Origin of the sequence: Stenotrophomonas riyadhensis, from assembly GCF_040256885.1 — a bacterium.
Lineage (GTDB): Bacteria > Pseudomonadota > Gammaproteobacteria > Xanthomonadales > Xanthomonadaceae > Stenotrophomonas > Stenotrophomonas riyadhensis.
Genome location: NZ_CP155568.1, coordinates 3,201,444 through 3,225,732, shown reverse-complemented (window position 1 = coordinate 3,225,732; position 24,289 = coordinate 3,201,444). Strand labels below are relative to the sequence as shown.

At 65.0% G+C, this 24,289-nt stretch carries 19 protein-coding genes and 2 tRNA genes; 20 read left to right on the top strand and 1 reads right to left on the bottom strand.

Annotation, left to right across the window (positions count from 1 at the left end; genetic code table 11):
* Window positions 1-92: 92 nt before the first annotated feature.
* From nuoE to pnp, 19 genes are all read left to right on the top strand, one after another.
* Window positions 93-620: an NADH-quinone oxidoreductase subunit NuoE gene (gene nuoE / locus SriyCCGPB3_RS15120; RefSeq protein WP_005410460.1), complete on the top strand. Its 528-nt coding sequence runs from the start codon at window positions 93-95 to the stop codon at window positions 618-620.
* 4 nt (window positions 621-624) lie between these two features.
* A complete protein-coding gene (gene nuoF, locus SriyCCGPB3_RS15115; RefSeq protein WP_005410459.1) occupies window positions 625-1,965 on the top strand; it encodes an NADH-quinone oxidoreductase subunit NuoF in 1,341 nt (446 codons plus the stop codon).
* Complete coding sequence (nuoG, locus tag SriyCCGPB3_RS15110; protein WP_006381130.1) at window positions 1,962-4,196, top strand: NADH-quinone oxidoreductase subunit NuoG; 2,235 nt, start codon at window positions 1,962-1,964, stop codon at window positions 4,194-4,196. The genes nuoF and nuoG overlap by 4 nt, the downstream gene beginning before the upstream one ends.
* A complete protein-coding gene (gene nuoH, locus SriyCCGPB3_RS15105) occupies window positions 4,193-5,287 on the top strand; it encodes an NADH-quinone oxidoreductase subunit NuoH (RefSeq protein ID WP_006381129.1) in 1,095 nt (364 codons plus the stop codon). Before nuoG ends, nuoH begins: the two co-directional genes overlap by 4 nt.
* A 3-nt stretch (window positions 5,288-5,290) precedes the next feature.
* Window positions 5,291-5,779 (top strand): NADH-quinone oxidoreductase subunit NuoI, encoded by a 489-nt coding sequence (gene nuoI, locus SriyCCGPB3_RS15100; RefSeq protein ID WP_006381128.1) that lies wholly within the window; start codon window positions 5,291-5,293, stop codon window positions 5,777-5,779.
* A 9-nt stretch (window positions 5,780-5,788) separates the two neighbouring features.
* Window positions 5,789-6,445 carry an NADH-quinone oxidoreductase subunit J gene (locus SriyCCGPB3_RS15095; protein WP_075677133.1) on the top strand — a complete coding sequence of 219 codons (657 nt, stop codon included), beginning with the start codon at window positions 5,789-5,791 and terminating at the stop codon, window positions 6,443-6,445.
* Window positions 6,442-6,747: an NADH-quinone oxidoreductase subunit NuoK gene (nuoK, locus tag SriyCCGPB3_RS15090; RefSeq protein WP_005410454.1), complete on the top strand. Its 306-nt coding sequence runs from the start codon at window positions 6,442-6,444 to the stop codon at window positions 6,745-6,747. Before SriyCCGPB3_RS15095 ends, nuoK begins: the two co-directional genes overlap by 4 nt.
* 7 nt (window positions 6,748-6,754) lie before the next feature.
* The gene (gene nuoL / locus SriyCCGPB3_RS15085; RefSeq protein WP_110712983.1) at window positions 6,755-8,914 is read left to right on the top strand and encodes an NADH-quinone oxidoreductase subunit L; all 2,160 of its coding nucleotides are present in this window, start codon (window positions 6,755-6,757) and stop codon (window positions 8,912-8,914) included.
* 23 nt (window positions 8,915-8,937) lie between these two features.
* Window positions 8,938-10,446, top strand: a complete 1,509-nt coding sequence (locus tag SriyCCGPB3_RS15080; RefSeq protein ID WP_049437087.1) for an NADH-quinone oxidoreductase subunit M — start codon at window positions 8,938-8,940, stop codon at window positions 10,444-10,446.
* 15 nt (window positions 10,447-10,461) lie between these two features.
* Window positions 10,462-11,922 carry an NADH-quinone oxidoreductase subunit NuoN gene (gene nuoN / locus SriyCCGPB3_RS15075; RefSeq protein ID WP_032128648.1) on the top strand — a complete coding sequence of 487 codons (1,461 nt, stop codon included), beginning with the start codon at window positions 10,462-10,464 and terminating at the stop codon, window positions 11,920-11,922.
* 127 nt (window positions 11,923-12,049) lie between these two features.
* A tRNA-Met gene (locus tag SriyCCGPB3_RS15070) sits at window positions 12,050-12,126 on the top strand.
* Between the two features lie 84 nt (window positions 12,127-12,210).
* A tRNA-Met gene (locus SriyCCGPB3_RS15065) sits at window positions 12,211-12,287 on the top strand.
* Window positions 12,288-12,653: 366 nt separating this feature from the next.
* The gene (gene rimP / locus SriyCCGPB3_RS15060) at window positions 12,654-13,244 is read left to right on the top strand and encodes a ribosome maturation factor RimP (protein ID WP_019660578.1); all 591 of its coding nucleotides are present in this window, start codon (window positions 12,654-12,656) and stop codon (window positions 13,242-13,244) included.
* 4 nt (window positions 13,245-13,248) lie between these two features.
* Window positions 13,249-14,760, top strand: coding sequence for a transcription termination factor NusA (nusA, locus tag SriyCCGPB3_RS15055; protein ID WP_005410449.1), 1,512 nt, complete (start codon window positions 13,249-13,251; stop codon window positions 14,758-14,760).
* Between the two features lie 92 nt (window positions 14,761-14,852).
* Complete coding sequence (infB, locus tag SriyCCGPB3_RS15050; protein WP_032128650.1) at window positions 14,853-17,498, top strand: translation initiation factor IF-2; 2,646 nt, start codon at window positions 14,853-14,855, stop codon at window positions 17,496-17,498.
* A 159-nt stretch (window positions 17,499-17,657) separates the two neighbouring features.
* Entirely contained in the window at window positions 17,658-18,041 is a 384-nt protein-coding gene (gene rbfA / locus SriyCCGPB3_RS15045; protein WP_005410447.1) for a 30S ribosome-binding factor RbfA, read from the top strand.
* A 107-nt stretch (window positions 18,042-18,148) separates the two neighbouring features.
* On the top strand, window positions 18,149-19,057 hold the full coding sequence (truB, locus tag SriyCCGPB3_RS15040) for a tRNA pseudouridine(55) synthase TruB (RefSeq protein ID WP_110712981.1): 909 nt from the start codon (window positions 18,149-18,151) through the stop codon (window positions 19,055-19,057).
* 173 nt (window positions 19,058-19,230) lie between these two features.
* A complete protein-coding gene (gene rpsO, locus SriyCCGPB3_RS15035; protein WP_005410445.1) occupies window positions 19,231-19,491 on the top strand; it encodes a 30S ribosomal protein S15 in 261 nt (86 codons plus the stop codon).
* Window positions 19,492-19,642: 151 nt separating this feature from the next.
* Complete coding sequence (gene pnp, locus SriyCCGPB3_RS15030) at window positions 19,643-21,751, top strand: polyribonucleotide nucleotidyltransferase (protein ID WP_032128652.1); 2,109 nt, start codon at window positions 19,643-19,645, stop codon at window positions 21,749-21,751.
* Window positions 21,752-21,885: 134 nt separating this feature from the next.
* Here pnp and SriyCCGPB3_RS15025 read toward each other — a convergent pair whose 3' ends face one another.
* Window positions 21,886-22,872 carry a tetratricopeptide repeat protein gene (locus SriyCCGPB3_RS15025; RefSeq protein ID WP_228756389.1) on the bottom strand — a complete coding sequence of 329 codons (987 nt, stop codon included), beginning with the start codon at window positions 22,870-22,872 and terminating at the stop codon, window positions 21,886-21,888.
* 222 nt (window positions 22,873-23,094) lie between these two features.
* Between SriyCCGPB3_RS15025 and SriyCCGPB3_RS15020 the strand changes: the two genes are divergently transcribed.
* Complete coding sequence (locus tag SriyCCGPB3_RS15020; protein ID WP_153855821.1) at window positions 23,095-24,285, top strand: glycoside hydrolase family 18 protein; 1,191 nt, start codon at window positions 23,095-23,097, stop codon at window positions 24,283-24,285.
* Window positions 24,286-24,289 lie beyond the last annotated feature (4 nt).

The following is a 24,289-nucleotide window of genomic DNA, read 5'->3' as shown; positions in this document are numbered from 1 at the left end:
TCCGCCACGCCAACGCCCGCTGCAGGCAGCCGGCGCAAGCCGGCGCCGCAGTTTCTGGAATTTCACGTTATGCATTTCGCTGAGGTCGGCCGATGAAGGCGACAGGTAATTTCGAGGCGGCGCGCGACGTCGACCCGATGGTGGTGCTGAGCGACAAGACCCGCGCTCACATCGATCACTGGCTGTCCAAGTTCCCGCCGGACCGCAAGCGCTCTGCCGTGCTGCAGGGCCTGCATGCGGCCCAGGAGCAGAACCAGGGCTGGCTGACCGACGAACTGATCGCCGGCGTGGCCAAGTACCTCGACCTGCCGCCGGTGTGGGCCTACGAGGTCGCCAGCTTCTACTCGATGTTCGAGACCGAGAAGGTGGGCCGCAACAACGTGGCCATCTGCACCAACATCAGCTGCTGGCTCAATGGCGCCGAGGACATCGTCCGCCATTGCGAGAAGAAGCTGGGCATCAAGCACGGTGAATCGACCCCGGACGGCCGCGTCTACCTCAAGCGCGAGGAAGAGTGCCTGGCCGGCTGCGGTGGCGCGCCGATGATGGTCATCAACGGTCACTACCATGAGCGTCTGACCCTGGAAAAGGTCGACGAGCTGCTGGACGGGCTGGAGTAAGGGCATGGCACATCACCACGAATCCAAGGGTCCGGTCGGCCCCGCGCCGCTGCCGCACCAGGTGGTCTACACCACCCTGCATTACGACACCCCGTGGTCGTACGAAAGCTACCTGAAGACCGGTGGCTACGCTGCCCTGCGCAAGATCCTCGAAGAGAAGATCCCGCCGGAGCAGGTCATCGAGATGGTCAAGGCCTCGGGCCTGCGCGGGCGCGGTGGCGCAGGCTTCCCGACCGGCCTGAAGTGGTCCTTCATGCCCAAGGGCAACATGCAGAAGTACATCCTCTGCAACTCGGACGAATCCGAGCCGGGCACCTGCAAGGACCGCGACATCCTGCGCTACAACCCGCATTCGGTGGTGGAAGGCATGGCGATCGCCTGCTACGCCACCGGTTCGACCGTGGGTTACAACTACCTGCGCGGTGAGTTCCACCACGAGCCGTTCGAGCACTTCGAGCAGGCCCTGGCCGACGCCTATGCAAATGGCTGGCTGGGCAAGAACGTGATGGGCTCGGGCGTGGACATCGACATCTACGGTGCGCTGGGCGCCGGTGCGTACATCTGCGGCGAAGAAACCGCGCTGATGGAATCGCTGGAAGGCAAGAAGGGCCAGCCGCGCTACAAGCCGCCGTTCCCGGCCAACTTCGGCCTGTACGGCAAGCCGTCGACGATCAACAACACCGAAACCTACGGTTCGGTGCCGGCGATCATCCGCAACGGTCCGGAGTGGTTCAAGGGCCTGAGCCTGACCGCCAACGGCGGTCCGAAGTGCTTCTCGGTGTCCGGCTGCGTGCAGAACGGCGGCAACTTCGAAGTGCCGCTGGGCACCAAATTCCACGACCTGCTGGAAATGGCCGGTGGCCTGCGTCCGGGCCGTACCCTCAAGGGCGCGATCCCGGGCGGCGTGTCGATGCCGGTACTGACCGCGGCCGAGCTGAAGGATCTGCCGATGGACTACGACACCATCCGTGCGCTGGGCTCCGGCCTGGGTTCGGGTGCGATCGTGGTGCTGGACGACAGCGTCTGCTGCGTCAAGTTCGCCTGCCGCATCAGCCAGTTCTTCCACAAGGAATCGTGCGGCCAGTGCACCCCGTGCCGTGAAGGCACCGGCTGGATGCACCGCGTGCTGGAGCGCATCGTCGCCGGCAAGGCCACGATGGAAGACCTGCACCAGCTGAAGGCGGTGGCCGGCCAGATCGAAGGCCACACCATCTGTGCGTTCGGTGAAGCGGCTGCATGGCCCATCCAGGGCTTCCTGCGCCAGTTCTGGGACGAATTCGAGTACTACATCGTCAACGGTCATTCGATGGTTGACGGCAAGAAGGTGGAGGCAGCCGCCGCATGAGCGCGCAACCCGTAAACCCGAACGTGCCACCGGATCACGTGACCATCGAAATCGATGGCAAGTCGCTGGTCGTGCCCAAGGGTTCGATGATCATCCAGGCGGCCGACAAGGCCGGCATTTCGATTCCGCGCTTCTGCTACCACGAGAAGCTGCCGATCGCCGCCAACTGCCGCATGTGCCTGGTGGACGTGGAAAAGTCGCCGAAGCCGGCGCCGGCCTGTGCCACCCCGGTGATGGATGGCATGAAGGTCGCCACCCGCAGCGAGAAGGCACTGAAGTTCCAGCGCTCGGTGATGGAGTTCCTGCTCATCAACCACCCGCTGGACTGCCCGATCTGTGATCAGGGCGGCGAGTGCGAGCTGCAGGACGTGTCGCTGGGCTATGGCCGTTCGGTCAGCCGCTTCAACGAGCGCAAGCGCGTGGTGCCGGACGAGGACATGGGCCCGCTGGTCGCCACCGAGATGACCCGCTGCATCCAGTGCACCCGCTGCGTCCGCTTCACCGCCGACGTTGCCGGTACCTATGAACTGGGTGGCATGTACCGCGGTGAGAACCTGCAGATCGGTACCTTCGACGGCAAGCCGCTGACCACCGAGCTGTCCGGCAACGTCGTCGACGTCTGCCCGGTCGGCGCGCTGACCAACAAGGTGTTCCAGTTCCGCGCCCGCCCGTGGGAACTGACCGCGCGCGAATCGCTGGGTTACCACGACGCGATGGGTTCGAACCTGTTCCTGCACGTGCGTCGCGGCGAAGTGCTGCGCACCGTGCCGCGCGACAACGAAGCGGTGAACGAGTGCTGGCTGTCCGACCGTGACCGCTACTCGCACCAGGGCCTGTACAGCGAAGACCGTGCGGTCAAGCCGCTGCGCAAGGTCAATGGCGAGTGGAAGGAAGTGAGCTGGGCCGAAGGCCTGGCCGCGGCCGCCGAGATCCTCAAGGCCAACCAGGGCGACAACCTGGGCGTGCTGGTGCACCCGTCCACCTCGAACGAGGAAGGCGCGCTGCTGGCCCGCCTGGCCAAGGGCCTGGGCTCGAGCAACATCGACCACCGCATCAACAACCGCGATTTCTCCGACGCCGCAACCGCCGAAGTGTTCGGCCTGCCGCTCGCCGAGATCGAAGGCGCCGACCGCATCGTCGTTCTGGGCAGCAACATCCGCCACGAACTGCCGCTGCTGCACGCCCGCCTGCGCAAGGCGCAGACCACCAACGGCGCGAAGATCCACGTCGTCAACCCGGTGGACTTCGACTTCGCCTTCAGCATCGCCGGCAAGCAGATCGTCGCGCCGTCGAAGTTCGTCGACGCGCTGGCCAACGCCGAGCTGCGTTCGGCGGTGCAGGGCGGCAACAACACCGTGCTGATCGTCGGTGGCATCGCCGAAAACCATCCGCAGGCTGCCGCGATCCGCGCCGCCGCGCGTGACTTCGCCGCTGCGACCGGTGCCAAGCTGTGCCGCATCCCGCAGGGTGCCAACGCCGTTGGCCTGACCCGCGCAGGCGTGCTGCCGGCCGGCAAGGACGTCGCCGCAATGCTGGCGCAGCCGCGCCAGGCCTACGTGGTGTACGGCCTGGAGCCGGGTCTGGACTTCGCCGACGCCCCCGCCGCGCGCAAGGCGCTGGTCGGCGCCAAGGTGGTGGCCTTCAGCCAGTTCGCCTGCGTCTCCACCCGCGACGTTGCCGACGTGATCCTGCCGATCGGTGCGCTGCCGGAAATCGACGCCACCCTGACCAACCTCGATGGTCGCGAGCAGTCGGCGCGTGCCGGCGGCAAGCTGCCGGGCGAGGCCCGTGAGGGCTGGCGCGTGCTGCGCGCCCTGGGCGGTGAGCTGGCGGTAGCCGGTTTCGACTTCACCGACCTGGCCGGCCTGCGCGCCAGCCTGGCCCCGGTGTCGGTCGCCGTTGCCGCCTCGGCACAGCCGGTGGTTGCCGGCGAAGGCCTGGAAGTGGCTTCGACCGCCGCGATCTACCGCACCGATGCGGTGGTCCGTCGCGCCCCGGCGCTGCAGTCGCATCCGCTCAACAACGCCCCGCGCATCGTGCTGAACGCTGAAGATGCCGCTCGCCTGCAGCTGCAGGAAGGGCAGATGGCCAAGGTCGGCACCGATGCCGGCAAGGCCACCCTGCCGGTGGTGATCGACGCCCGCGTCGCTGCGGGTTCGGTCTGGATTGAATCGGGCCACGGCGCGACCGCGCCGCTGGGTGCCGCTCGCGTAACGGTGGTGGCTGCATGAACGAATTGCTGTTGAACGCGGTCGATCCGCTGCACCAGTGGCTGCTTGGCCTTGGTGACATCGGCGCGCTGATCTGGATCATCCTGAAGATCCTGGTGATCACCGTTCCGGTGATCATCTCGGTGGCCTTCTACGTGGTCTGGGAACGCAAGCTGATCGGCTGGATGCACGTCCGCCACGGCCCGATGTACGTGGGCATGGGCATCTTCCAGGCCTTCGCCGACGTCTTCAAGCTGCTGTTCAAGGAAGTGGTCCAGCCGAGCAGCGCCAACAAGGCGATCTACCTGCTGGCCCCGCTGATCACCCTGGCCCCGGCCTTCGCGGCCTGGTCGGTGGTTCCCTTCGATTCGCAGATCGTGCTGTCCAACGCCAACGCCGGCCTGCTGTACCTGCTGGCGATGACCTCGCTGGGCATCTACGGCATCATCCTGGCCGGTTGGGCATCCAACTCGAAGTATGCGTTCCTGGGTGCGATGCGCGCCTCGGCGCAGATGATCAGCTACGAAATCGCCATGGGCTTCGCCCTGGTCGGCGTGATGATCGCGTCGGGCAGCCTGAACCTGAGCAACATCGTGATGGCGCAGGCCGGCAATTCCGGTTTCTTCGACTGGTTCCTGCTGCCGCTGTTCCCGCTGTTCGTCATCTACTGGGTGTCGGGCGTTGCCGAAACCAACCGCGCGCCGTTCGACGTGGTGGAAGGTGAATCGGAAATCGTCGCTGGCCACATGGTCGAGTACTCGGGCGGTGCGTTCGCGCTGTTCTTCCTGGCCGAATACGCCAACATGATCCTGATCAGCTTCCTGATCTCGATCTTCTTCCTCGGCGGCTGGCTGAGCCCCATCCAGGGCTGGGTCAACTTCGGCGACGTCTCGCCGCTGGTCGACTGGATCTGGAAGGGCGGTGCACCGTGGCTGTTCGTCAAGGTGTTCTTCTTCGCCAGTGCCTACATCTGGTTCCGTGCCAGCTTCCCGCGCTTCCGCTATGACCAGATCATGCGCCTGGGCTGGAAGGTCTTCATCCCGCTGGCCATTCTGTGGATCGCGGTTACCGCCGTCATGGTGTTCTTCGGCGTGATTCAAAAGGGCGTCTAAGTGATGAACAGGATTACCCATTACTTCAAGAGCCTGCTGCTGCTCGAACTCCTGGGTGGCCTTTGGCTGACGCTGAAGTACAGCTTCAAGCCCAAGTACACGATGATGTACCCGATGGAGAAGTTCCCGCAGTCGCCGCGCTTCCGTGGCCTGCACGCCCTGCGCCGTTACCCCAACGGTGAAGAGCGCTGCATCGCCTGCAAGCTGTGCGAAGCGGTGTGCCCGGCGCTGGCCATCACCATCGACTCGGCCAAGCGCGAAGACGGCACCCGCCGTACCACGCGCTATGACATCGATCTGTTCAAGTGCATCTTCTGTGGCTTCTGCGAAGAAAGCTGCCCGGTGGACTCGATCGTCGAAACCCACATCCTCGAGTACCACTTCGAGAATCGTGGCGAAAACATCGTTACCAAGCCGCAGCTGCTGGCCCTGGGCGACCGTCTCGAGTCCGAGATCGCCGAGCGTCGCGCCGCCGATGCCGCTTACCGCTGAGGTCGAGAGATGGATTGGGTAAATATCGCTTTCTGGGTGTTCGCCATCGCGGCAACGGTTTCGGCCGGTGCGGTGATCAGCGTGCGCAACCCGGTTCACGCCGTGCTCTGCCTGGTGCTGACCTTCTTCTCCATTGCCTGCGTGTGGCTGCTGGTGGGTGCCGAGTTCCTCGGCGTCGCCCTGGTGCTGGTCTACGTCGGCGCGGTGATGGTGCTGTTCCTGTTCGTGGTGATGATGCTCGACATCGACCCCACCAAGCTGCGTGAGGGCTGGGTGCGCTACCTGCCGGTCGGCCTCATCGTCGCGGTGGCGATGCTGGCGCAGATGCTGATCCTGATCGGCGTCAAGGCGCGCTCTGTCACGCCGTTCCCGGCCGACAACGCCGCTGCGGTCGCCGCCGACAGCTCCAACGTCACCTGGCTGGCGCGCACGCTGTTCACCGAGTACCTGCTGCCGTTCGAGTTCGCCGCGGTCATCCTGACCGTGGCCGTGGTTGCCGCCGTGATGCTGACCCTGCGCCGCCGTACCGGCGTGAAGAGCCAGAACCCGGGCGAGCAGACCATGGTCAAGGCCGGCCAGCGCCTGCGCATGGTCAAGATGGGCGCCGAAGCACCGGTCGTGCACAGCAACAGCAAGCCGGCCGCCGGCGAGGAGACCCAGCCGTGATTACCCTTGGCCACATGCTTGCGCTTGGCGCGGTGCTGTTCGCCATCAGCCTGGCCGGCATCTTCCTCAACCGGAAGAACGTCATCGTCCTGCTGATGTCGATCGAACTGATGCTGCTGTCGGTGAACATCAATTTCGTCGGCTTCTCGCGTCAGCTGGGCGATCCGTCCGGCCAGCTGTTCGTGTTCTTCATCCTGACCGTCGCCGCCGCGGAAGCCGCCATCGGCCTGGCGATCCTGGTGACCCTGTTCCGTACCCGCCGCACGATCAATGTCGGCGAAGTCGATTCGTTGAAGGGCTGATCCACAGATGGAAATCACTCTCTCCAAGAGTCTGTTGATCGCAGTGGTGCTTGCACCGCTGTTCGGCAGCATCATCGCCGGCCTGTTCGGTCGCCAGGTCAAGCGCTTCGGCGCGCAGACCATCACCATCCTCGGCGTCGCGGTGGCCTGCGGCCTGTCGATGTACACGCTCTACCAGCTGCTCTGGGGCGGCGCGCAGCCGTTCAACCAGAACATCTACACGTTCTTCGAAGTCGGCCAGTACTCGGCCCACGTCGGCTTCATGGTCGACAAGCTGACCGCGATGATGATGGTGGTGGTGACCTTCGTGTCGCTGCTGGTCCACATCTACACGATCGGCTACATGCAGGACGATCCGGGCTACCAGCGGTTCTTCAGCTACATCTCGCTGTTCACCTTCTCGATGCTCACCCTGGTGATGAGCAACAACTTCCTGCAGCTGTTCTTCGGCTGGGAAGCGGTGGGCCTGGTGTCGTACCTGCTGATCGGCTTCTGGTTCAAGCGCCCGACCGCGATCTTCGCCAACATGAAGGCGTTCCTGGTCAACCGCGTTGGTGACTTCGGCTTCCTGCTGGGCATCGCCGGCGTGCTGTGGGTGTTCGGCACCCTGGACTACTCGCAGGTGTTCTCGCAGGCCGGCATGCTGGCTGACCCGCGCGCCCAGCTGCAGATCTGGGACGGCACCCTGTTCGGCATGCAGCTGCTGAACGAGCCGGTGATCTGGTCGATCGCCACCGTCATCTGCATCTGCCTGTTCATCGGTGCCATGGGCAAGTCGGCCCAGGTTCCGCTGCACGTGTGGCTGCCGGATTCGATGGAAGGCCCGACCCCGATCTCGGCGCTGATCCACGCCGCGACGATGGTGACCGCCGGTATCTTCATGGTCACCCGCATGTCGCCGCTGTTCGAGCTGTCGCAGACCGCGCTGAACTTCATCCTGTTCATCGGTGCCACCACGGCCTTCTTCACCGGCCTGATCGGCATCGTGCAGAACGACATCAAGCGCGTCGTCGCGTACTCCACGCTGTCGCAGCTGGGCTACATGACGGTTGCACTGGGCGTGTCGGCGTACTCGGCCGCCGTGTTCCACCTGATGACCCACGCCTTCTTCAAGGCGCTGCTGTTCCTGGGCGCCGGCTCGGTCATCATCGCGATGCACCACGAGCAGGACATGCGCAAGATGGGCGGCCTGCGCAAGTACATGCCGATCACGTTCGTCACCATGTGGATCGGTACCCTGGCCCTGGTCGGTACGCCGTTCTTCTCCGGCTTCTACTCGAAGGACACCATCATCGAGGCGGCCGAGATCCACGCCCACATGCAGAACAGCTGGGTGGCCACCTATGGCTACTGGGCAGTGCTGGGTGGCGTGCTGGTGACCAGCTTCTACAGCTTCCGCCTGCTGTTCCTGACCTTCCACGGCAAGGAGCGCTTCCGCGACGCGCATGATGATCACGGCCATGGCCATGACGATCATCACGCCGCCGACGCCCACCACGGCGATGCCCATGACGACCACGGCCATGGCCACGGTGCGCATGAGCCGCACGAAACCCCGTGGGTGGTGACGCTGCCGCTGATCCTGCTGGCCATTCCGTCGATCGCCATCGGTTTCTTCAGCATCGGTCCGATGCTGCACGGCACCGACTGGGCCGGCCACCATGCGCACGAGGCCATCAAGGGCCAGGCGCAGACGTTCTTCACCGGCATCGTGAATTTCTACGATCCGGCCAAGAACACCGTTGGCTTCCTGGGCGAAGAGTTCCATGGTCCGGTGGCGTTCGCGCTGCACGGCATGATGCTGCCGCCGTTCTGGCTGACCCTGGCGGGCTTCCTGCTGGCTGCACTGTTCTACCTGTGGAAGCCGGACCTGTCGGGCAAGGCGCGCAAGACCTTCGCCCCGCTGGTGTCGGTGCTGGAAAACAAGTACGGCTTCGACAAGCTGTGGATCGATGGCTTTGCCGGTGGCAGCGTCAAGCTGGGCAAGGTCGCACGCTGGATCGACAGCAACATCGTCGACGGCGTGGTCAATCTTTCGGCACGTGTTGTGGACGTCGCAGCCGGCGTGCTGCGTCGTACCCAATCCGGTTTCCTCTATCACTACGCCTTCGCGATGATCATCGGCCTGATTGCCCTTCTGGGCGTGCTGATGCATTACCTGCGTTGATGACCTGTACGGAATAAGAAGACGTGTCGAACTGGCCTCTACTCAGTGTCCTCATCTGGCTGCCGATCATCGGTGGTGCCCTGATCCTTGCGATCCGTGATGCGCAGACCGCCCGCTGGGCGTCGCTGGGCGTAGCGGTGCTGACGTTCGTGGCGAGCCTCTCGCTGCTGAGCGGCTACAACGCGGGCATCGACGGTCTGCAGTTCGTCGAGACCCATGCCTGGATCCCGGCGTACAAGATCGGCTACAACCTGGGCGTGGACGGCATCGCCGTGGCGCTGATCCTGCTGACCACCCTGGTCAGCGTGCTTGCCCTGATCGGCGCCTGGAGCGCCATCGACAAGCGCGTCAACCAGTACGTGGCCGCCTTCCTGATCCTGGAAGGCGTCACGGTCGGTATCTTCTCGGCCACGGACGCGATGCTGTTCTACGTGTTCTTCGAGGCGATGCTGATCCCGATGTTCCTGATCATCGGTGTCTGGGGCGGCCCGCGCCGCATCTACGCCGCGCTGAAGTTCTTCCTGTACACCTTCCTCGGCTCGGTGCTGATGCTGGTGGCGCTGATCTACCTGTACATGAAGGGGGGCAGCTTCCAGCTGGCCGACCTGTACGCGCTGCCGCTGTCGGCCAAGGAACAGACCTGGATCTTCTTCGCCTTCCTGATCGCCTTCGCGGTCAAGGTGCCGATGTTCCCGGTCCACACCTGGCTGCCGGATGCCCACGTGGAAGCGCCGACCGCCGGTTCGGTGATCCTGGCCGCCATCGCCCTGAAGATCGGTGGCTACGGCTTCCTGCGCTTCAACCTGCCGATCGTCCCGGACGCGTCGCAGGAATGGGCGTGGCTGGTGATCGCGCTGTCGCTGATCGCGGTGATCTACGTCGGCCTCGTCGCCCTGGTGCAGGACGACATGAAGAAGCTGATCGCCTATTCGTCGATCGCGCACATGGGCTTCGTCACTCTGGGCACGTTCATTGCCCTGTGGCTGGTGCGTGAAGCCGGCAACGCCGATGCCGCCCGCCTGGGCCTGCAGGGCGCCATGGTGCAGATGATCTCGCACGGCTTCGTGTCGGGCGCGATGTTCTCCTGCGTCGGCGTGCTGTACGACCGCATGCACAGCCGCCGCATCGCCGATTACGGCGGCGTGGTCAACGTGATGCCGTGGTTCGCCACCTTCGCCATGCTGTTCTTCATGGCCAACGCGGGCCTGCCGGGTACCAGTGGTTTCGTCGGCGAGTTCATGGTCATCCTGTCGGCCTTCCAGCGTAATCCGTGGATCGCGCTGGGCGCGGCCACCACCCTGATCATCGGCGCCGCCTACACCCTGTGGCTGTACAAGCGCATCTTCTTCGGTGAAGTGGCCAACAGCCATGTTGCCGAACTGAAGGACATCAACGGCCGCGAATGGCTGGTGCTGGGCGTGTTCGCCATCGGCGTGCTGGCCCTGGGCATCTACCCCAAGCCGCTGACCGACCTGATGGAGCCCTCGATCGCGAAGCTGGCGATGCAGATCGCATCCAGCAAGCTGCTGTAATTCCAGGATTTGATGATGACCACCTCGCCGCTGCTGCCATTGACCGCCGCTGACCTGCCACCGCTCGCTCCCGAGCTGGTGCTGATCGGCAGCGCCTTCGCCCTGATGATCCTCGACCTGTTCGTCAGCAACCGGAACAAGATCGTCACCCACCTGTTCTCGCTCGCTGCGCTGGCCGTGGTGCTGTTCATGCTGGCCACCGGCGTGGGCGGGCAGGGGGAGGTCTTCCATGGCATGTTCGTGCGTGATACCGCCGCGGACGTGATGAAGACCGGGATCGTGCTGCTCAGCGGCCTGACCCTGGTCTACGGCTGGCGCTACCTGCGCGATCGCAACCTGTTCCAGGGCGAGATCCCGGTGCTGATCCTGTTCGGCACCGCCGGCATGATGATCCTGGTCTCGGCCGGCAGCCTGCTGATGGTCTACCTGGGCCTGGAACTGCTGGCGCTGTGCTCCTACGCCCTGGTCGCCAGCAACCGTGAGAACGGCCTGGCCTCGGAAGCGGCGATGAAGTACATCGTGCTGGGTTCGCTGGCCTCCGGCCTGCTGCTGTACGGCATGTCGCTGATCTACGGCGCCACCGGCAGCCTCCACCTCGACGTCATCCGCGAGGCCATCCCGCACTCGGAAGAGCGCGTGCTGCTGATCACCGGTGCGGTGTTCATGATCGCCGGCGTCGCCTTCAAGCTGGGTGCCGCGCCGTTCCACATGTGGCTGCCGGACGTGTATCAGGGTGCCCCGGCACCGATCGCACTGTTCATCAGCTCGGCGCCGAAGCTGGCCGCCTTCGGCATGGCCTACCGCCTGCTGGAAATGGGCGTGGGCCCGCTGTCGACCGAACTGCAGCTGCTGATCGCCGGCCTGGCCGCGGTCTCGCTGGTCATCGGCAACCTGATGGCCATCGCGCAAAGCAACCTCAAGCGCATGCTGGCGTTCTCCACCGTCTCGCACATCGGCTTCCTGCTGATGGGCATTGCCGGTGGCGGTTCGCAGGGCTATGCCGCCGCACTGTTCTACGCACTGGCCTACGCCATCATGTCGACCGCCGCCTTCGGCGCGATCATCGCGCTGTCGCGTGCCGGCTTCGAAGCCGAGAACATCGAAGACTTCAAGGGCCTCAACGCCCGCAACCCGTGGATGGCCGGCCTGGTGCTGTGCATCATGGCGTCGCTGGCCGGCATCCCGCCGTTCCTGGGCTTCTGGACCAAGCTGGCGGTGCTGGGCGCGGCCGTCAACGGGGGCCTGCTGTGGCTGGCCATCCTTGGCGTGCTGTGTGCCGTGGTCGGCTGCTTCTACTACCTGCGCGTCATCAAGGTCATGTACTTCGATGAGCCGGTGGGCGAGGCCATGCCGCGCAGCAACGACCGTGTGCTGGGCCTGGTGCTGGGCGTGAACGCGCTGGCGCTGCTGGCGCTGGGCCTGGCCTGGAACCCGATCATGGTCTGGTGCCAGCAGGCATTTGCGCATCTTGCATAAAAGTTGACACAAAGCTGCGCGATTCGTGTAATATGCGCAGCCTGAGTTGTCACTGCAGCGGTTCAGCCAGAACATCGTTGCGGTAGCCCTCCTCGAAAGAGCAGGGCAGCAGTTCAAACACTTCCGGTGCGGGGTGGAGCAGTCTGGCAGCTCGTCGGGCTCATAACCCGAAGGTCGCAGGTTCAAATCCTGCCCCCGCTACCAACACATCGAATCGGCGCCAACCAGTTCGATGAATGAGGAAAAGCTTGCAGGTTTTGAAGTTATGCCTCATAATTCCGCTTCTGATGCGGGGTGGAGCAGTCTGGCAGCTCGTCGGGCTCATAACCCGAAGGTCGCAGGTTCAAATCCTGCCCCCGCTACCAAGTAAAGAGATCGCCTTCGAAGTCCTGCTTCGAGGGCGTTTTTCTTTGGGGCCTGCATCGTTTCTGCGTGATTGGGGTCAGATCCCTTTTCCCGTGGAAAAGGGATCTGACCCCGGGTCCGCACCTTGCACCAGCGCGGTGCAGTCGCTATCATCAGCGACCTAGCAGTACCCCTGAAGGCGGCCTCCCAGCGGGAGCCCGGACCCGGAAGGAGGGCCGCAACCGGCAGGCACTGCAGGTTGCAACCGGAATCCAGTCACCGGAGTCTTTCCGGAAAAGGGGCCCAGCGGGCCCTTTGTCGTTTCCGGGGCGTCATGTTTTCACGCCGGCCAAGGCCGGCACCCAACCAAGAGATCAAGGCAGGCTGTGAGCGACAAGGCAACCGACATCGCGAATCTGCTCGCCCCGACCGTTGTGTCGCTGGGCCTGGAGCTGCTGGGCGTTGAGTATCTGCCGGCCCCCGGCGGTGCGACCCTGCGCCTTTACATCGACGTGCCGCTGGCTGAACAGCCCGAGCGCATCATCAATGTCGACGACTGCGAGCGGGTCAGCCGCGAAGTGTCGGCGCAGTTGGACGTCGAAGACCCGATCAGCGGCAATTACACGCTGGAAGTGTCCTCGCCGGGCGTCGACCGCCCGCTGTTCAACCTGGAGCAGTTCGCCCGCCACCAGGGTGAATCGGCCAAGGTCACGCTGAAGCTGCCGCAGGACAATCGCCGTCGCCTGCAGGGCCGCATCGAAGCGACCGACGAGGCCGCGGGCACCATCACCTTCATCGTCGACAAGGCCGAAGTGGTCGTGTCGGCCGACAACATCGACAAGGCACGGATCATGCCCGACTGGGTGGCGCTGGGGCTGGCCCCGAGCAAGCCGACCGGTCCGGCACCGAAGCGTCCGAAGCCGAACACGAATTCTTCTTCCAACGAGCCGGCGGCAAAGAAGCCGCGCGCGGAGTGAGCCAATGAGCAAGGAACTGTTGCTGGTAGTCGACGCGGTCGCCAACGAGAAGGGCGTGCCGCGTGAAGTGATCTTCGATGCCATCGAGGCCGCCCTGGCCTCGGCAGCGAAGAAGCGCTATCCCGACGAGGAAGTGCTGACCCGCGTGGTCATCGACCACAAGGATGGCAGCTACGAAACCTTCCGCCGCTGGGAAGTGGTGGCCGATGACGTGGTCATGGAATCGCCGGACCGCCAGATCCGCCTGATGGACGCCGTCGATGAAGCCGAAGGCGTGGACGTCGGCGACTACATCGAAGAGCAGATCGAGAACCCGGACTTCGGCCGCATTGCTGCCCAGGCCGCCAAGCAGGTCATCGTCCAGCGCGTGCGCGAAGCCGAGCGCCAGCAGGTCGTGGATGCATGGAAGGATCGCGTGGGTGAGCTGATCACCGGCGTGGTCAAGCGCGCCGAGCGCGGCAACATCTATGTCGACCTCGGTGGCAACGCCGAAGGCTTCATCCCGAAGGACAAGGGCATTCCGCGCGACGTGCTGCGCGCCGGTGACCGCGTGCGCGGCTACCTGGCCGAAGTCCGTTCGGAACCGCGTGGCCCGCAGCTGTTCATCAGCCGCGCCGCCCCGGAATTCATGATCGAGCTGTTCAAGCTGGAAGTGCCGGAAGTCGGCCAGGGCCTGGTGGAAATCAAGGCCTGCGCCCGCGATCCGGGCGACCGCGCCAAGATCGCCGTGCTGGCCCACGACCAGCGCACCGATCCGATCGGCGCCTGCATCGGCATGCGCGGTTCGCGCGTGCAGGCCGTGTCCAACGAGCTCAATGGCGAGCGCGTGGACATCGTGCTGTGGAACGACAACCCGGCCAACTTCGTCATCAACGCGATGGCGCCGGCCGAAGTGCAGTCGATCATCGTCGATGAAGACAAGCACTCGATGGACCTGGCTGTCGCTGAAGACCGCCTGGCCCAGGCGATCGGCAAGGGCGGCCAGAACGTGCGCCTGGCCAGCCGCCTGACCGGCTGGCAGCTCAACGTGATGACCCAGGACCAGGTCACCGCCAAGTCGGAGGCCGAGCAGGCTTCGGCCCGCCAGCTGTTCATGGACAAGCTGGAAGTGGACGAAGAGATCGCCGGCATCCTGGTCAGCGAAGGCTTCGGCACCGTCGAGGAAATCGCGTATGTCCCGGTTGGCGAACTGCTGGCCGTGGAAGGTTTCGACGAAGACATCGTCGAAGAGCTGCGCGCTCGTGCCCGCGATGCGCTGCTCAATGAGGCCCTGGCAGTCGAGGAAGGCCTTGAAGACGGCCAGCCGGCGCAGGACCTGCTGTCCCTGAAGGGCATGGACGAAGCCACCGCGTATGCGCTGGCCGGCCACGGCGTGCGCACCAGTGAGGACTTGTCCGACCTGGCCGCCGACGAGGTCATGGACTTCGGCATCGAAGGGCTGGACCAGGCGCGCGCCGCTGCGCTGATCCTGGCCGCGCGTGCCGAGGAGATCGCCCGACTGGAACGCGGCGAATGAGCCGGCAATGAACAGGGCCCTGAGCCGCTCAGGGCGTAGAATCCGCGCCACCTCCAGATGCGGGGGGGCGCCCACAAGATCATAGGATCCGAATGTCGCAGCAAACCACCATCCGCAAGCTTGCCGAACTGGTCAACACGCCGGTCGAAAAACTGCTGGAACAGCTGGCCGGTGCCGGCATGAAGTTCAGCGGTCCCGACCAGGTCGTGACCAGTACCGAGAAGGTGAAGCTCCTGGGCTTCCTTCGTCGTTCGCATGGCAAGCCCGAGCAGGCCCCGGAAGAGACGGATCAGTCCGCAAAGAAGATCACGCTCAACCGCCGGAAACAGCAGGAAGTGACGGTCAGCTCCGGTCGCAGCAAGACGACCGTGAATGTCGAGGTGCGCCAGAAGCGTACCTACGTCAAGGATGGTGCTCGCGCCATGACCCCGGACGAAGAGCGCGCCGACATCCTGCGCAAGCTGGAAGAGTCGCGTGCGCGCAACCTCGCCGAACAGCAGGCTCTGGCCGAGAAGGATCGTCTGCGCGACGAAGCCATCGTCCGTGCCCGTGAGGAAGAGGTTGCGGCCAAGGAACGCGCAGAGGCCGAGAAGAAGGCCGCCGAGGAAGCTGCGGCCGCCGCCAAGGCTGCCGAGGCACTGGCTGCCAGCAAGCCCAAGCGCGCTCCGATCGATGAAACCGCGCCGCGCCCGCCGCGTGCTCCGGCCGCCGCTCCGGCTGCGCCGCGCAGCGCTCCGCCGCCGCCGCGCAACGACGACCGCAACAACCGCAGCGCTCCGCGCAACGAGCGTGGCCCGGGCGACCGTTTCGCCGGCCAGATGCACCTGTCGGCTGCCGACCGCGCGCGTCGTGGCAACAGCAACAACAGCAACACCCGTGGTCGTCCGGGCGGGCGTAACCAGGCCGGTGGCCGTCGCGACATGTCGCGCGGTGGCAACAATGCAGGTCCGCACGCCTTCGAGCGTCCGACCGCGCCGGTGGTGCGTGAAGTGGCGATCGGCGACACGATCACCGTGGCCGACCTGGCGCAGAAGCTCGCGCTGAAGGGCGGCGAGGTGGTCAAGGCGCTGTTCAAGATGGGCGTGATGGCCACCATCACCCAGTCCATCGACCATGACACCGCCGCGCTGGTGACCGAAGAACTCGGCCACAAGGCCATCCGTGCCAACGACAACGACGCCGAAGACGCACTGCTGGCCTCGACCGGTGAAAACCAGGGCGAAGCCACCCAGCGTCCGCCGGTGGTCACCATCATGGGCCACGTCGACCACGGCAAGACCTCGCTGCTGGATTACATCCGCCGCACCAAGGTCGCCACCGGCGAAGCCGGCGGCATCACCCAGCACATCGGTGCCTACCACGTGGATACGCCGAAGGGCGTGATCAGCTTCCTGGATACCCCGGGCCACGCGGCATTCACCTCGATGCGTGCGCGCGGCGCCAAGCTGACCGATATCGTGGTGCTGGTCGTGGCCGCCGATGACGGCGTCATGCCGCAGACCAAGGAAGCGATCCAGCACGCCCGTTCGGCGGGTGTGCCGCTGATCGTGGCGATCAACAAGATCGACAAGTCCGACGCCGACCCGATGCGGGTCAAGAACGAACTGCTGTCCGAGCAGGTCGTGGCCGAAGACTTCGGTGGTGATACCCAGATGGTGGAGATCTCGGCCAAGACCGGCCTGGGCATCGACGACCTGCTGGACGCCATCTCGATCCAGGCCGAACTGCTGGAACTGAAGGCCGTCGACGAAGGCCGCGCCTCGGGCGTGGTGATCGAATCGTCGCTGGACAAGGGCCGTGGCCCGGTCGCCACCGTGCTGGTGCAGCAGGGCCGCCTGAAGAAGGGCGACTATCTGGTGTGCGGCATCCAGTACGGCCGCGTGCGTGCGCTGTTCGACGAAACCGGCAAGCAGCCGGAGTTTGCCGGCCCGTCCATCCCGGTGCAGGTCCTGGGCCTGTCCGGCGTGCCGGAAGCGGGTGACGACTTCGTGGTCGTCGAGGACGAGCGCCTGGCCAAGGACGTTGCCCAGCAGCGCGAAACCAAGCGCCGTGAATCGCGCCTGGTCGCCACCGCCGGCAGCCGCATGGAAGACATCATGGCGACCCTGGGCAAGGGCGAGGGCCAGCAGGTCCTCAATCTGGTCATCAAGGCCGACGTGCAGGGTTCGGTGCAGGCGCTGAGCCAGGCACTGGTCGCGCTGTCCAACGAAGACATCCGCATCAACGTGATCCACTCCGGCGTGGGCGGCATCACCGAGTCGGACGCCAACTCGGCTGCCGCTTCGAAGGCCACCGTCATCGGCTTCAACGTGCGTGCGGATGCTTCGGCCCGTCGCATCATCGAATCCAACGGCGTTGACCTGCGTTACTTCTCGATCATCTATGACGTGATCGACCAGGTGAAGCAGGTGGCCTCCGGTCTGCTGGGCGTGGAGATCCGCGAAGAGATCATCGGTATTGCCGAGGTCCGCGACGTCTTCCGCAGCTCCAAGCTGGGTGCCGTCGCCGGTTCGATGGTCATCGAGGGCGTGGTCAAGCGCAACAAGCCGATCCGCGTGCTGCGCGACAGCGTGGTGATCTTCGAGGGCGAGCTGGAATCGCTGCGTCGCTTCAAGGAGAACGTCGAAGAAGTCCGCAACGGTACCGAATGCGGTATCGCGGTGAAGGCCTACAACGACGTCAAGCCGGGTGACCAGATCGAGTGCTTCGAGCGTATCGAAGTGCCGCGCACCCTGTAATTGCTGCAACGGACCAGCCCTCACGGGCCGGTCCGCCCCCTGGTGGGGCCCGATCAAGGTCGGGCCGCTCCTCCTGGTAGGACCCGACCAAGGTCGGGCCGCTCCTCCTGGTAGGACCCGACCTTGGTCGGGTCACATTTGAATCGAGAGCCCGACCGCGTGCCCAAGACTTTCCATCGAACCGACCGTGTCTCCGCCCAGCTGCGCCGTGAACTCGGCACCCTGGTGCACAACGCCGTGCGCGAGCACGGGTTGCCCTCGGTGAGCGTGTCCGACGTGGAAATCACCCGCGACATGGCCCATGCCAAGGTATTCGTCACTGCGCTGATGCCGGAACGTTCGGCTGAAGCCGTGGCCGGCCTGAAGGAGCTGGGCTATCGCCTGCGCATGGACCTGGCCCGAGCGATGAAGCTGCGCCACGTGCCGGAGCTGCATTTCCACTACGACGACTCGGTCGACCGTGGTGAACACATCGACAACATCCTGCGCGACCTGCCCGATACGCTGGCCGCCGAGAAGCGTCGCGAGAGCGACGAAGAATAACCGCGCGACGCCGGGCATGCCCGGCGTTGTTGCATTCCGGCTGCGCGATGTCTGATGCAGACCGCGCTGCAGCAGTCGAGCATGGCTCGACTCTACAAACTCCTGTCATGACCCGAATTCAGTTCCGCCGCCTGGATGGCATCCTGCTGCTCGACAAGTCGACCGGCATGAGCTCCAACGCCGCCCTGCAGGTGGCCCGTCGCCTGTTCCGTGCCGAAAAGGGTGGCCATACCGGCAGCCTCGATCCGCTGGCCACCGGCCTGCTGCCGCTGTGCTTCGGCGAGGCGACCAAGATTGCCGGACTGTTGCTCGGCTCGGCCAAGGCCTACGACGCCGAGATCATGCTGGGCCAGACCACCGACACCGATGACTCCGAAGGCCAGGTGCTGCTGCAGCGCGCGGTGCCGGCGATCAGTGCCGAGGCCCTGCAGGCGGCGCTGGTGCCGCTGACCGGCAACATCCGCCAGCGTGCCCCGATCTATTCGGCGCTGAAGCAGGGTGGGGAACCGCTGTATGTGAAGGCCCGCCGCGGTGACGTCATCGAAGCGCCGGAACGCGAGGTGCAGGTGCATGCCATCGAGGTACTGGAGCAGCAGCCGGAACGGCTGCGGCTGCGCGTGACCTGTGGTTCCGGCACCTATATCCGCAGCCTGGCCCGCGACCTCGGCGAAAGCCTGGGCTGTGGCGCCCACATCAGCGCGCTGCGCCGGCTGTGGGTCGAGCCGTTCCGCGAGCCTGCCATGGTCACGCTGGATCAACTGCGGGCGATGGTCGAGGCGGGCGACGAGGCCGGCATGGACGCGCTGCTGCTGCCGCTGGCGGCCGGCCTGGCTGAATACCCGCGGGTCGACCTCGATGCCGACCAGGCCCACCGCTTCTGCGTCGGCCAGCGCCAGCGCGACCTGTCCTGGCCGCATGGCCTGGTGGCCGTGTTTGGCCCGGACGATGCTGTCCAGGGCCTGGGCCAGGTCGATGACAGTGGCCTGCTGGCCCCGCAGCGTCGTTTCAACCTCTGACCTGGGCCGGGCGGTTCAGCCCCGGTCCTTGTCCCGGAAGCCCCCGACCGTTACAATTTCGCGGCCGTTTTCCGGCAGCCTGCCTCGCGCAGGTTTCATCCTCGTAGTCCACGGCGAGCCTGGCGGTGCGCGAAGCGCGTTCCTGCCGGCCACGCATCACAGAGAAAAAAGAAATGTCGATCGACACCCAGAAGGTCATTGAAGACAACAAGCGCAGCTCGGCTGACACCGGCTCCCCGGAAGTCCAGGTTGCACTGCTGACCGCCCGCATCGAACTGCTGACCGGCCACTTCAAGACCCACAAGAAGGACCACCACAGCCGCCGCGGCCTGCTGCAGATGGTCAACCGCCGTCGCAGCCTGCTCGACTACCTGAAGAAGAAGGACGTCGAGCGTTACAAGGCCCTGATCGAGAAGCTTGGCCTGCGTCGCTAAGCAACGAATCCCCCGCGGCGCAGCGATGCGCCGCGGTTTTGTTTTGTAGCACCGCAATCCCCGATTCAGGCCGGAACGATCCGGCCACCCGCTGGCGGCAAGGGTCGCCGACGGTCCAAATTCGCAGACAGCATCCCCAAGGACACCCTCCGTGGCAAAAATCACCAAAACCTTCCAGTACGGCAAGCACACCGTCACGCTTGAGACCGGCGAAGTCGCCCGTCAGGCCAGCGGCGCCGTCATCGTCAAGATGGACGACACCGTACTGCTGGTCACCGCCGTCGCCGCCAAGAGCGCGCGCGAAGGCCAGGACTTCTTCCCGCTGACCGTCGATTATCAGGAAAAGTTCTACGCCGGCGGCCGTATCCCGGGTGGTTTCTTCAAGCGTGAAGGCCGTGCGACCGAGAAGGAAACCCTGATCTCGCGCCTGATCGACCGTCCGATCCGTCCGCTGTTCCCGGAAGACTACAAGAACGAAGTGCAGATCATCGCCACGGTCATGTCGCTGAACCCGGACGTGGACGGTGACATCCCGGCCCTGATCGGCGCCTCGGCTGCTCTGGCCCTGGCCGGCACCCCGTTCATGGGTCCGATCGGCGCTGCCAAGGTCGGCTACAAGAACGGCGAGTACATCCTGAACCCGACCGTCAGCGAACTGGCTGACTCGCAGCTGGAACTGGTTGTCGCCGGTACCTCCAACGCCGTGCTGATGGTCGAATCCGAAGCCGCGCTGCTGTCCGAAGAAGTGATGCTGGGCGCCGTGACCTTCGGTCACCGCGAAATGCAGAAGGTCATCAACGCGATCAACGAGCTGACAGTCGAAGCCGGCACCAAGCCGTCGACCTGGGAAGCCCCGGCCAAGAACGACGCGCTGATCTCCGCCCTGAAGGAAGCCATCGGCCCGCGCCTGGGCGAAGCCTTCCAGGTGCGTGACAAGCTGCAGCGCCGTGACGCCATCTCGGCGATCAAGAAGGACGTGGTCGAAACCCTGGCTGGCCGCGTGGCCGCTGAAGGCTGGAACCCGGCCGAGCTGTCGAAGGAATTCGGCGAGCTGGAGTACCGCACCATGCGTGACTCGGTGCTGGACACCAAGGTCCGTATCGACGGCCGTGCGCTGGACACCGTCCGCCCGATCGCCGTGAAGACCGGCGTGCTGCCGCGTACCCACGGTTCCTCGCTGTTCACCCGCGGCGAAACCCAGGCCATCGTGACCATCACCCTGGGCACCGCCCGTGACGGCCAGGTCATCGACGCCGTTGCCGGTGAGTACAAGGAAAACTTCCTGTTCCACTACAACTTCCCTCCGTTCTCGGTGGGTGAGTGCGGCCGCATGATGGGCCCGAAGCGCCGCGAAATCGGCCACGGTCGCCTGGCCAAGCGCGGCGTGCTGGCTGTCATGCCGTCGCTGGAAGCCTTCCCGTACACCATCCGCGTCGTCTCGGAAATCACCGAGTCGAACGGTTCCTCGTCGATGGCCTCGGTCTGCGGTTCGTCGCTGGCCCTGATGGACGCCGGCGTGCCGGTGAAGGCGCCGGTTGCCGGTATCGCCATGGGTCTGGTCAAGGAAGGCGAGCGCTTCGTCGTCCTGTCCGACATCCTGGGTGACGAAGATCACCTGGGCGACATGGACTTCAAGGTGGCCGGTACCGCTGAGGGCATCTCCGCCCTGCAGATGGACATCAAGATCGAAGGCATCACCGAAGAGATCATGAAGCAGGCTCTGCAGCAGGCCAAGGCTGGCCGTCTGCACATCCTGGGCGAAATGGCCCACGGCCTGACCGCTCCGCGTGAAGAGCTGTCGGACTACGCGCCGCGCCTGCTGACCATCAAGATCCACCCGGACAAGATCCGCGAAGTGATCGGCAAGGGTGGTTCGACCATCCAGGCCATCACCAAGGAAACCGGCACCCAGATCGACATCCAGGATGACGGCACCATCGTCATCGCTTCGGTCAATGCCATCGCTGCCCAGGCCGCCAAGGCCCGCATCGAGCAGATCACCTCGGACGTCGAGCCGGGCCGCATCTACGAAGGCAAGGTCGCCAAGATCATGGACTTCGGTGCGTTCGTCACCATCCTGCCGGGCAAGGACGGTCTGGTCCACGTGTCGCAGATCTCCAGCGATCGCGTCGAGAAGGTCGGCGACGTGCTGAAGGAAGGCGATGTGGTCAAGGTCAAGGTGCTGGAAGTCGACAAGCAGGGCCGTATCCGCCTGTCGATGAAGGCCGTGGAAGAAGGCGACGCCGTCAGCGCCGAGTAATCGACCTCCGGTCGATTACGGTAGGTGTCAACCTTGGTTGACACGCTTCTGGAATCGCTGAAATGAAAAAGCGGGCTTCGGCCCGCTTTTTCTTTGCCTGTAATCCTGTGGATGAGGACCGTTGGTCCTTGCACTTACGCGTCTTCTTCGTCCTCACCCAGCCACCAGACCTGGCCTGGCTCCGGGTCGCTCAGCGGGTGCTCGCGCTGTTCGATGGCCTCCAGCACCCGGCCGGGGGCTGCAGCGACCCACACCGCCATGAGCTTTTCCACCGCAGCCCGGCCCTGTGCGGCCACGCCGAGGTCACGTTCGCGTCTCCATTGGTCTTCATCTGGCGCCTCATCACCATGCTGGTGCGGCGTGCCGTAGCTGCAGCGACGGCACAGCCGGCGCACGGTGGCTGTCCAATCCTCGACCATGCCGATGCCGGGCAGGGTGATGGCCTCCAGGGCAGCGATGTCATCGGCCGAATCGCACTGCACGAACACGGTGAAGGTCGCCATGTCCGATGCCTGCAGGCGCTGCATCGCGTTGAACACCGGCACCTGGCGCTCGCCGTAGGCACGCTGGCCGGTCGAGGCGCCGTCGTGCAGCACGATGTCGCCGAAGCGGAAGCCGCTTTCGGGCAGCGGTACGTTGTCGATGCGTGCACGCACCGGATCAATGCGGCTCATGTACACCACTTCAGCATCCGACCACGGTGCCAGGCGCACGCAGGCCACGCCGAAGTGGCCCTCGATCGGGCCTTCGCCCTCGGGCAGGGTGATGCCGCAGCGGGCCCATTGGCGGCGTGCTTCGGCCCAGTCATCGGCGCCGGTGGCGGCGATGCCGGCATTCCAGGCAGTGGCGACATCGAACTCGCCGCGCAGCTGCTCCGATTGCAGGTTGTCCTGCAGTGAGGCAGCCCAGTCGCGCAGGTACTTGTGCGCCAGCCCGCGCATGTAATGCAGGTACGGCACTTCGGGGGCGAGTGCGATCAGCTCGCCGAACAGCGCCACCGCCTGCTGCAGGTCGCCTTCGTGGAACGCGTCGTAGGCGCGTGCCTCCAGGGCCTGGCCTTCGTCGAGGGTTTCGTCGTCCAGCAGGTCGCTGTCGTCGAGGTTGTCGTGGTCGGTGCTCATGTCCATGCGCGGTTGAAGGTCCGCGGCTACCTTAGCCGATGCGCGAGCCCGCGAACGCGGCGTCGGCGCGTGTCCTGCTGCAGTGCATGAGGGTCGTTGCATGACTGGCGCGTTGTCGTCATTCGGCGGGATGCACCTGTCCACTGGACGACATGCCACGACAACCGTCCCACAGCCCCATCCGTTTGCTAACGTGGCTGCGCCTTCGAACCGGGAGATCCCATGTTCCGCCAGACCGTGGCTGCCCTTGCCGTGCTGATTGCCGGTGCCTTGCCCATTGCCGTGCATGCGGCACCCGCGCAGCCGCCGATCTTCGGTGCCTACTACCCCGGTGGTTCGGCCGAGCGCTACCCGGTGTCGAGCATTCCGGCCGAGCGCCTCACCCACCTGTTCTACGCGTTCTCCACCATCGAGGACGGGCGCTGCACGATCGGCGCGGAAGCGGCGAAGAATTTCGCGGCGCTGGCCGAGCTGAAGAAGGCGCACCCGCATCTGCGCACGCTGATTTCGATCGGTGGCTGGGGGGCAGGTGGATTCTCCGATGCAGCGCTGACCGAGGCCAGCCGCAAGCGCCTGGTCGACTCATGCATGGCGCTGTTCTTCGATCGTCATGCTGGCAGTTTCGATGGCGTGGACATCGACTGGGAGTTCCCGGTCAGTGGCGGGCCGAAGGAGCTGGCACACCGTCCGCAGGACCGCGCCAATCTGACCCGGCTCGCGCAGGCGTTCCGCGTGGCCCTTGATGCGCATGGCCGCAAGGCGGGGCAGCCGATGCTGTTGACCGCCGCACTGGCCGCCGGTCGCCTGCAGACCGATGGCCCCTACGATCCAGCGGCAAGCTATGACCTGCCGGCGCTGGCCAAGGTGTTCGATTTCATCAACCTGATGAGCTACGACATGGGCACCGGCTTCTCATCGGTGTCGACGTTCAATGCGCCCCTGCATGAAGTGCCGACCGATCCGTTGGCGCCGGAGCTGCGGCGCTGGAACAACGTCGCCGGCGCAGTGCAGTACTACCGCGAGCATGGTGTGCCGGCCGACAAGCTGGTGCTGGGCGTGCCGTTCTACGGGCGCGGCTTCAAGGTCACCGGCGATGCACCGGACGGTCTGTATCAGGCCTACAGCGCACCGGCCGATGCCGGCGATTGGCGGGTGATCAAGGCGCGTTATCTCGACCAGCCGGGCTGGACGAAGCACTGGCAACCACAGGCGCAGAGCCCGTGGCTGTACAACGCCGAGCAGAAGGTTTTCATCAGCTATGAAGACCCGCGCTCGATCGGCCTGCGTGCGCAGTTCGCCCGTGAGCAGGGCCTGGCCGGCGTCTTCATGTGGGAGCTGACCGGCGACGACGAACAGGCGAGCCTGCTCAACGCCATGCTGGGTCCCTGGCAGAAGGCACGCATCGGCGATTGAACCT

Bases quoted from the DNA above. Each gene is read 5' to 3' on its own strand.
- nuoE (WP_005410460.1), top strand. From the start codon at position 93: ATGAAGGCGACAGGTAATTTCGAGGCGGCGCGCGACGTCGACCCGATG.
- nuoF (WP_005410459.1), top strand. From the start codon at position 625: ATGGCACATCACCACGAATCCAAGGGTCCGGTCGGCCCCGCGCCGCTG.
- nuoG (WP_006381130.1), top strand. From the start codon at position 1,962: ATGAGCGCGCAACCCGTAAACCCGAACGTGCCACCGGATCACGTGACC.
- nuoH (WP_006381129.1), top strand. From the start codon at position 4,193: ATGAACGAATTGCTGTTGAACGCGGTCGATCCGCTGCACCAGTGGCTG.
- nuoI (WP_006381128.1), top strand. From the start codon at position 5,291: ATGAACAGGATTACCCATTACTTCAAGAGCCTGCTGCTGCTCGAACTC.
- SriyCCGPB3_RS15095 (WP_075677133.1), top strand. From the start codon at position 5,789: ATGGATTGGGTAAATATCGCTTTCTGGGTGTTCGCCATCGCGGCAACG.
- nuoL (WP_110712983.1), top strand. From the start codon at position 6,755: ATGGAAATCACTCTCTCCAAGAGTCTGTTGATCGCAGTGGTGCTTGCA.
- nuoN (WP_032128648.1), top strand. From the start codon at position 10,462: ATGACCACCTCGCCGCTGCTGCCATTGACCGCCGCTGACCTGCCACCG.
- nusA (WP_005410449.1), top strand. From the start codon at position 13,249: ATGAGCAAGGAACTGTTGCTGGTAGTCGACGCGGTCGCCAACGAGAAG.
- infB (WP_032128650.1), top strand. From the start codon at position 14,853: ATGTCGCAGCAAACCACCATCCGCAAGCTTGCCGAACTGGTCAACACG.
- truB (WP_110712981.1), top strand. From the start codon at position 18,149: ATGACCCGAATTCAGTTCCGCCGCCTGGATGGCATCCTGCTGCTCGAC.
- rpsO (WP_005410445.1), top strand. From the start codon at position 19,231: ATGTCGATCGACACCCAGAAGGTCATTGAAGACAACAAGCGCAGCTCG.
- SriyCCGPB3_RS15025 (WP_228756389.1), bottom strand. From the start codon at position 22,872: ATGAGCACCGACCACGACAACCTCGACGACAGCGACCTGCTGGACGAC.
- SriyCCGPB3_RS15020 (WP_153855821.1), top strand. From the start codon at position 23,095: ATGTTCCGCCAGACCGTGGCTGCCCTTGCCGTGCTGATTGCCGGTGCC.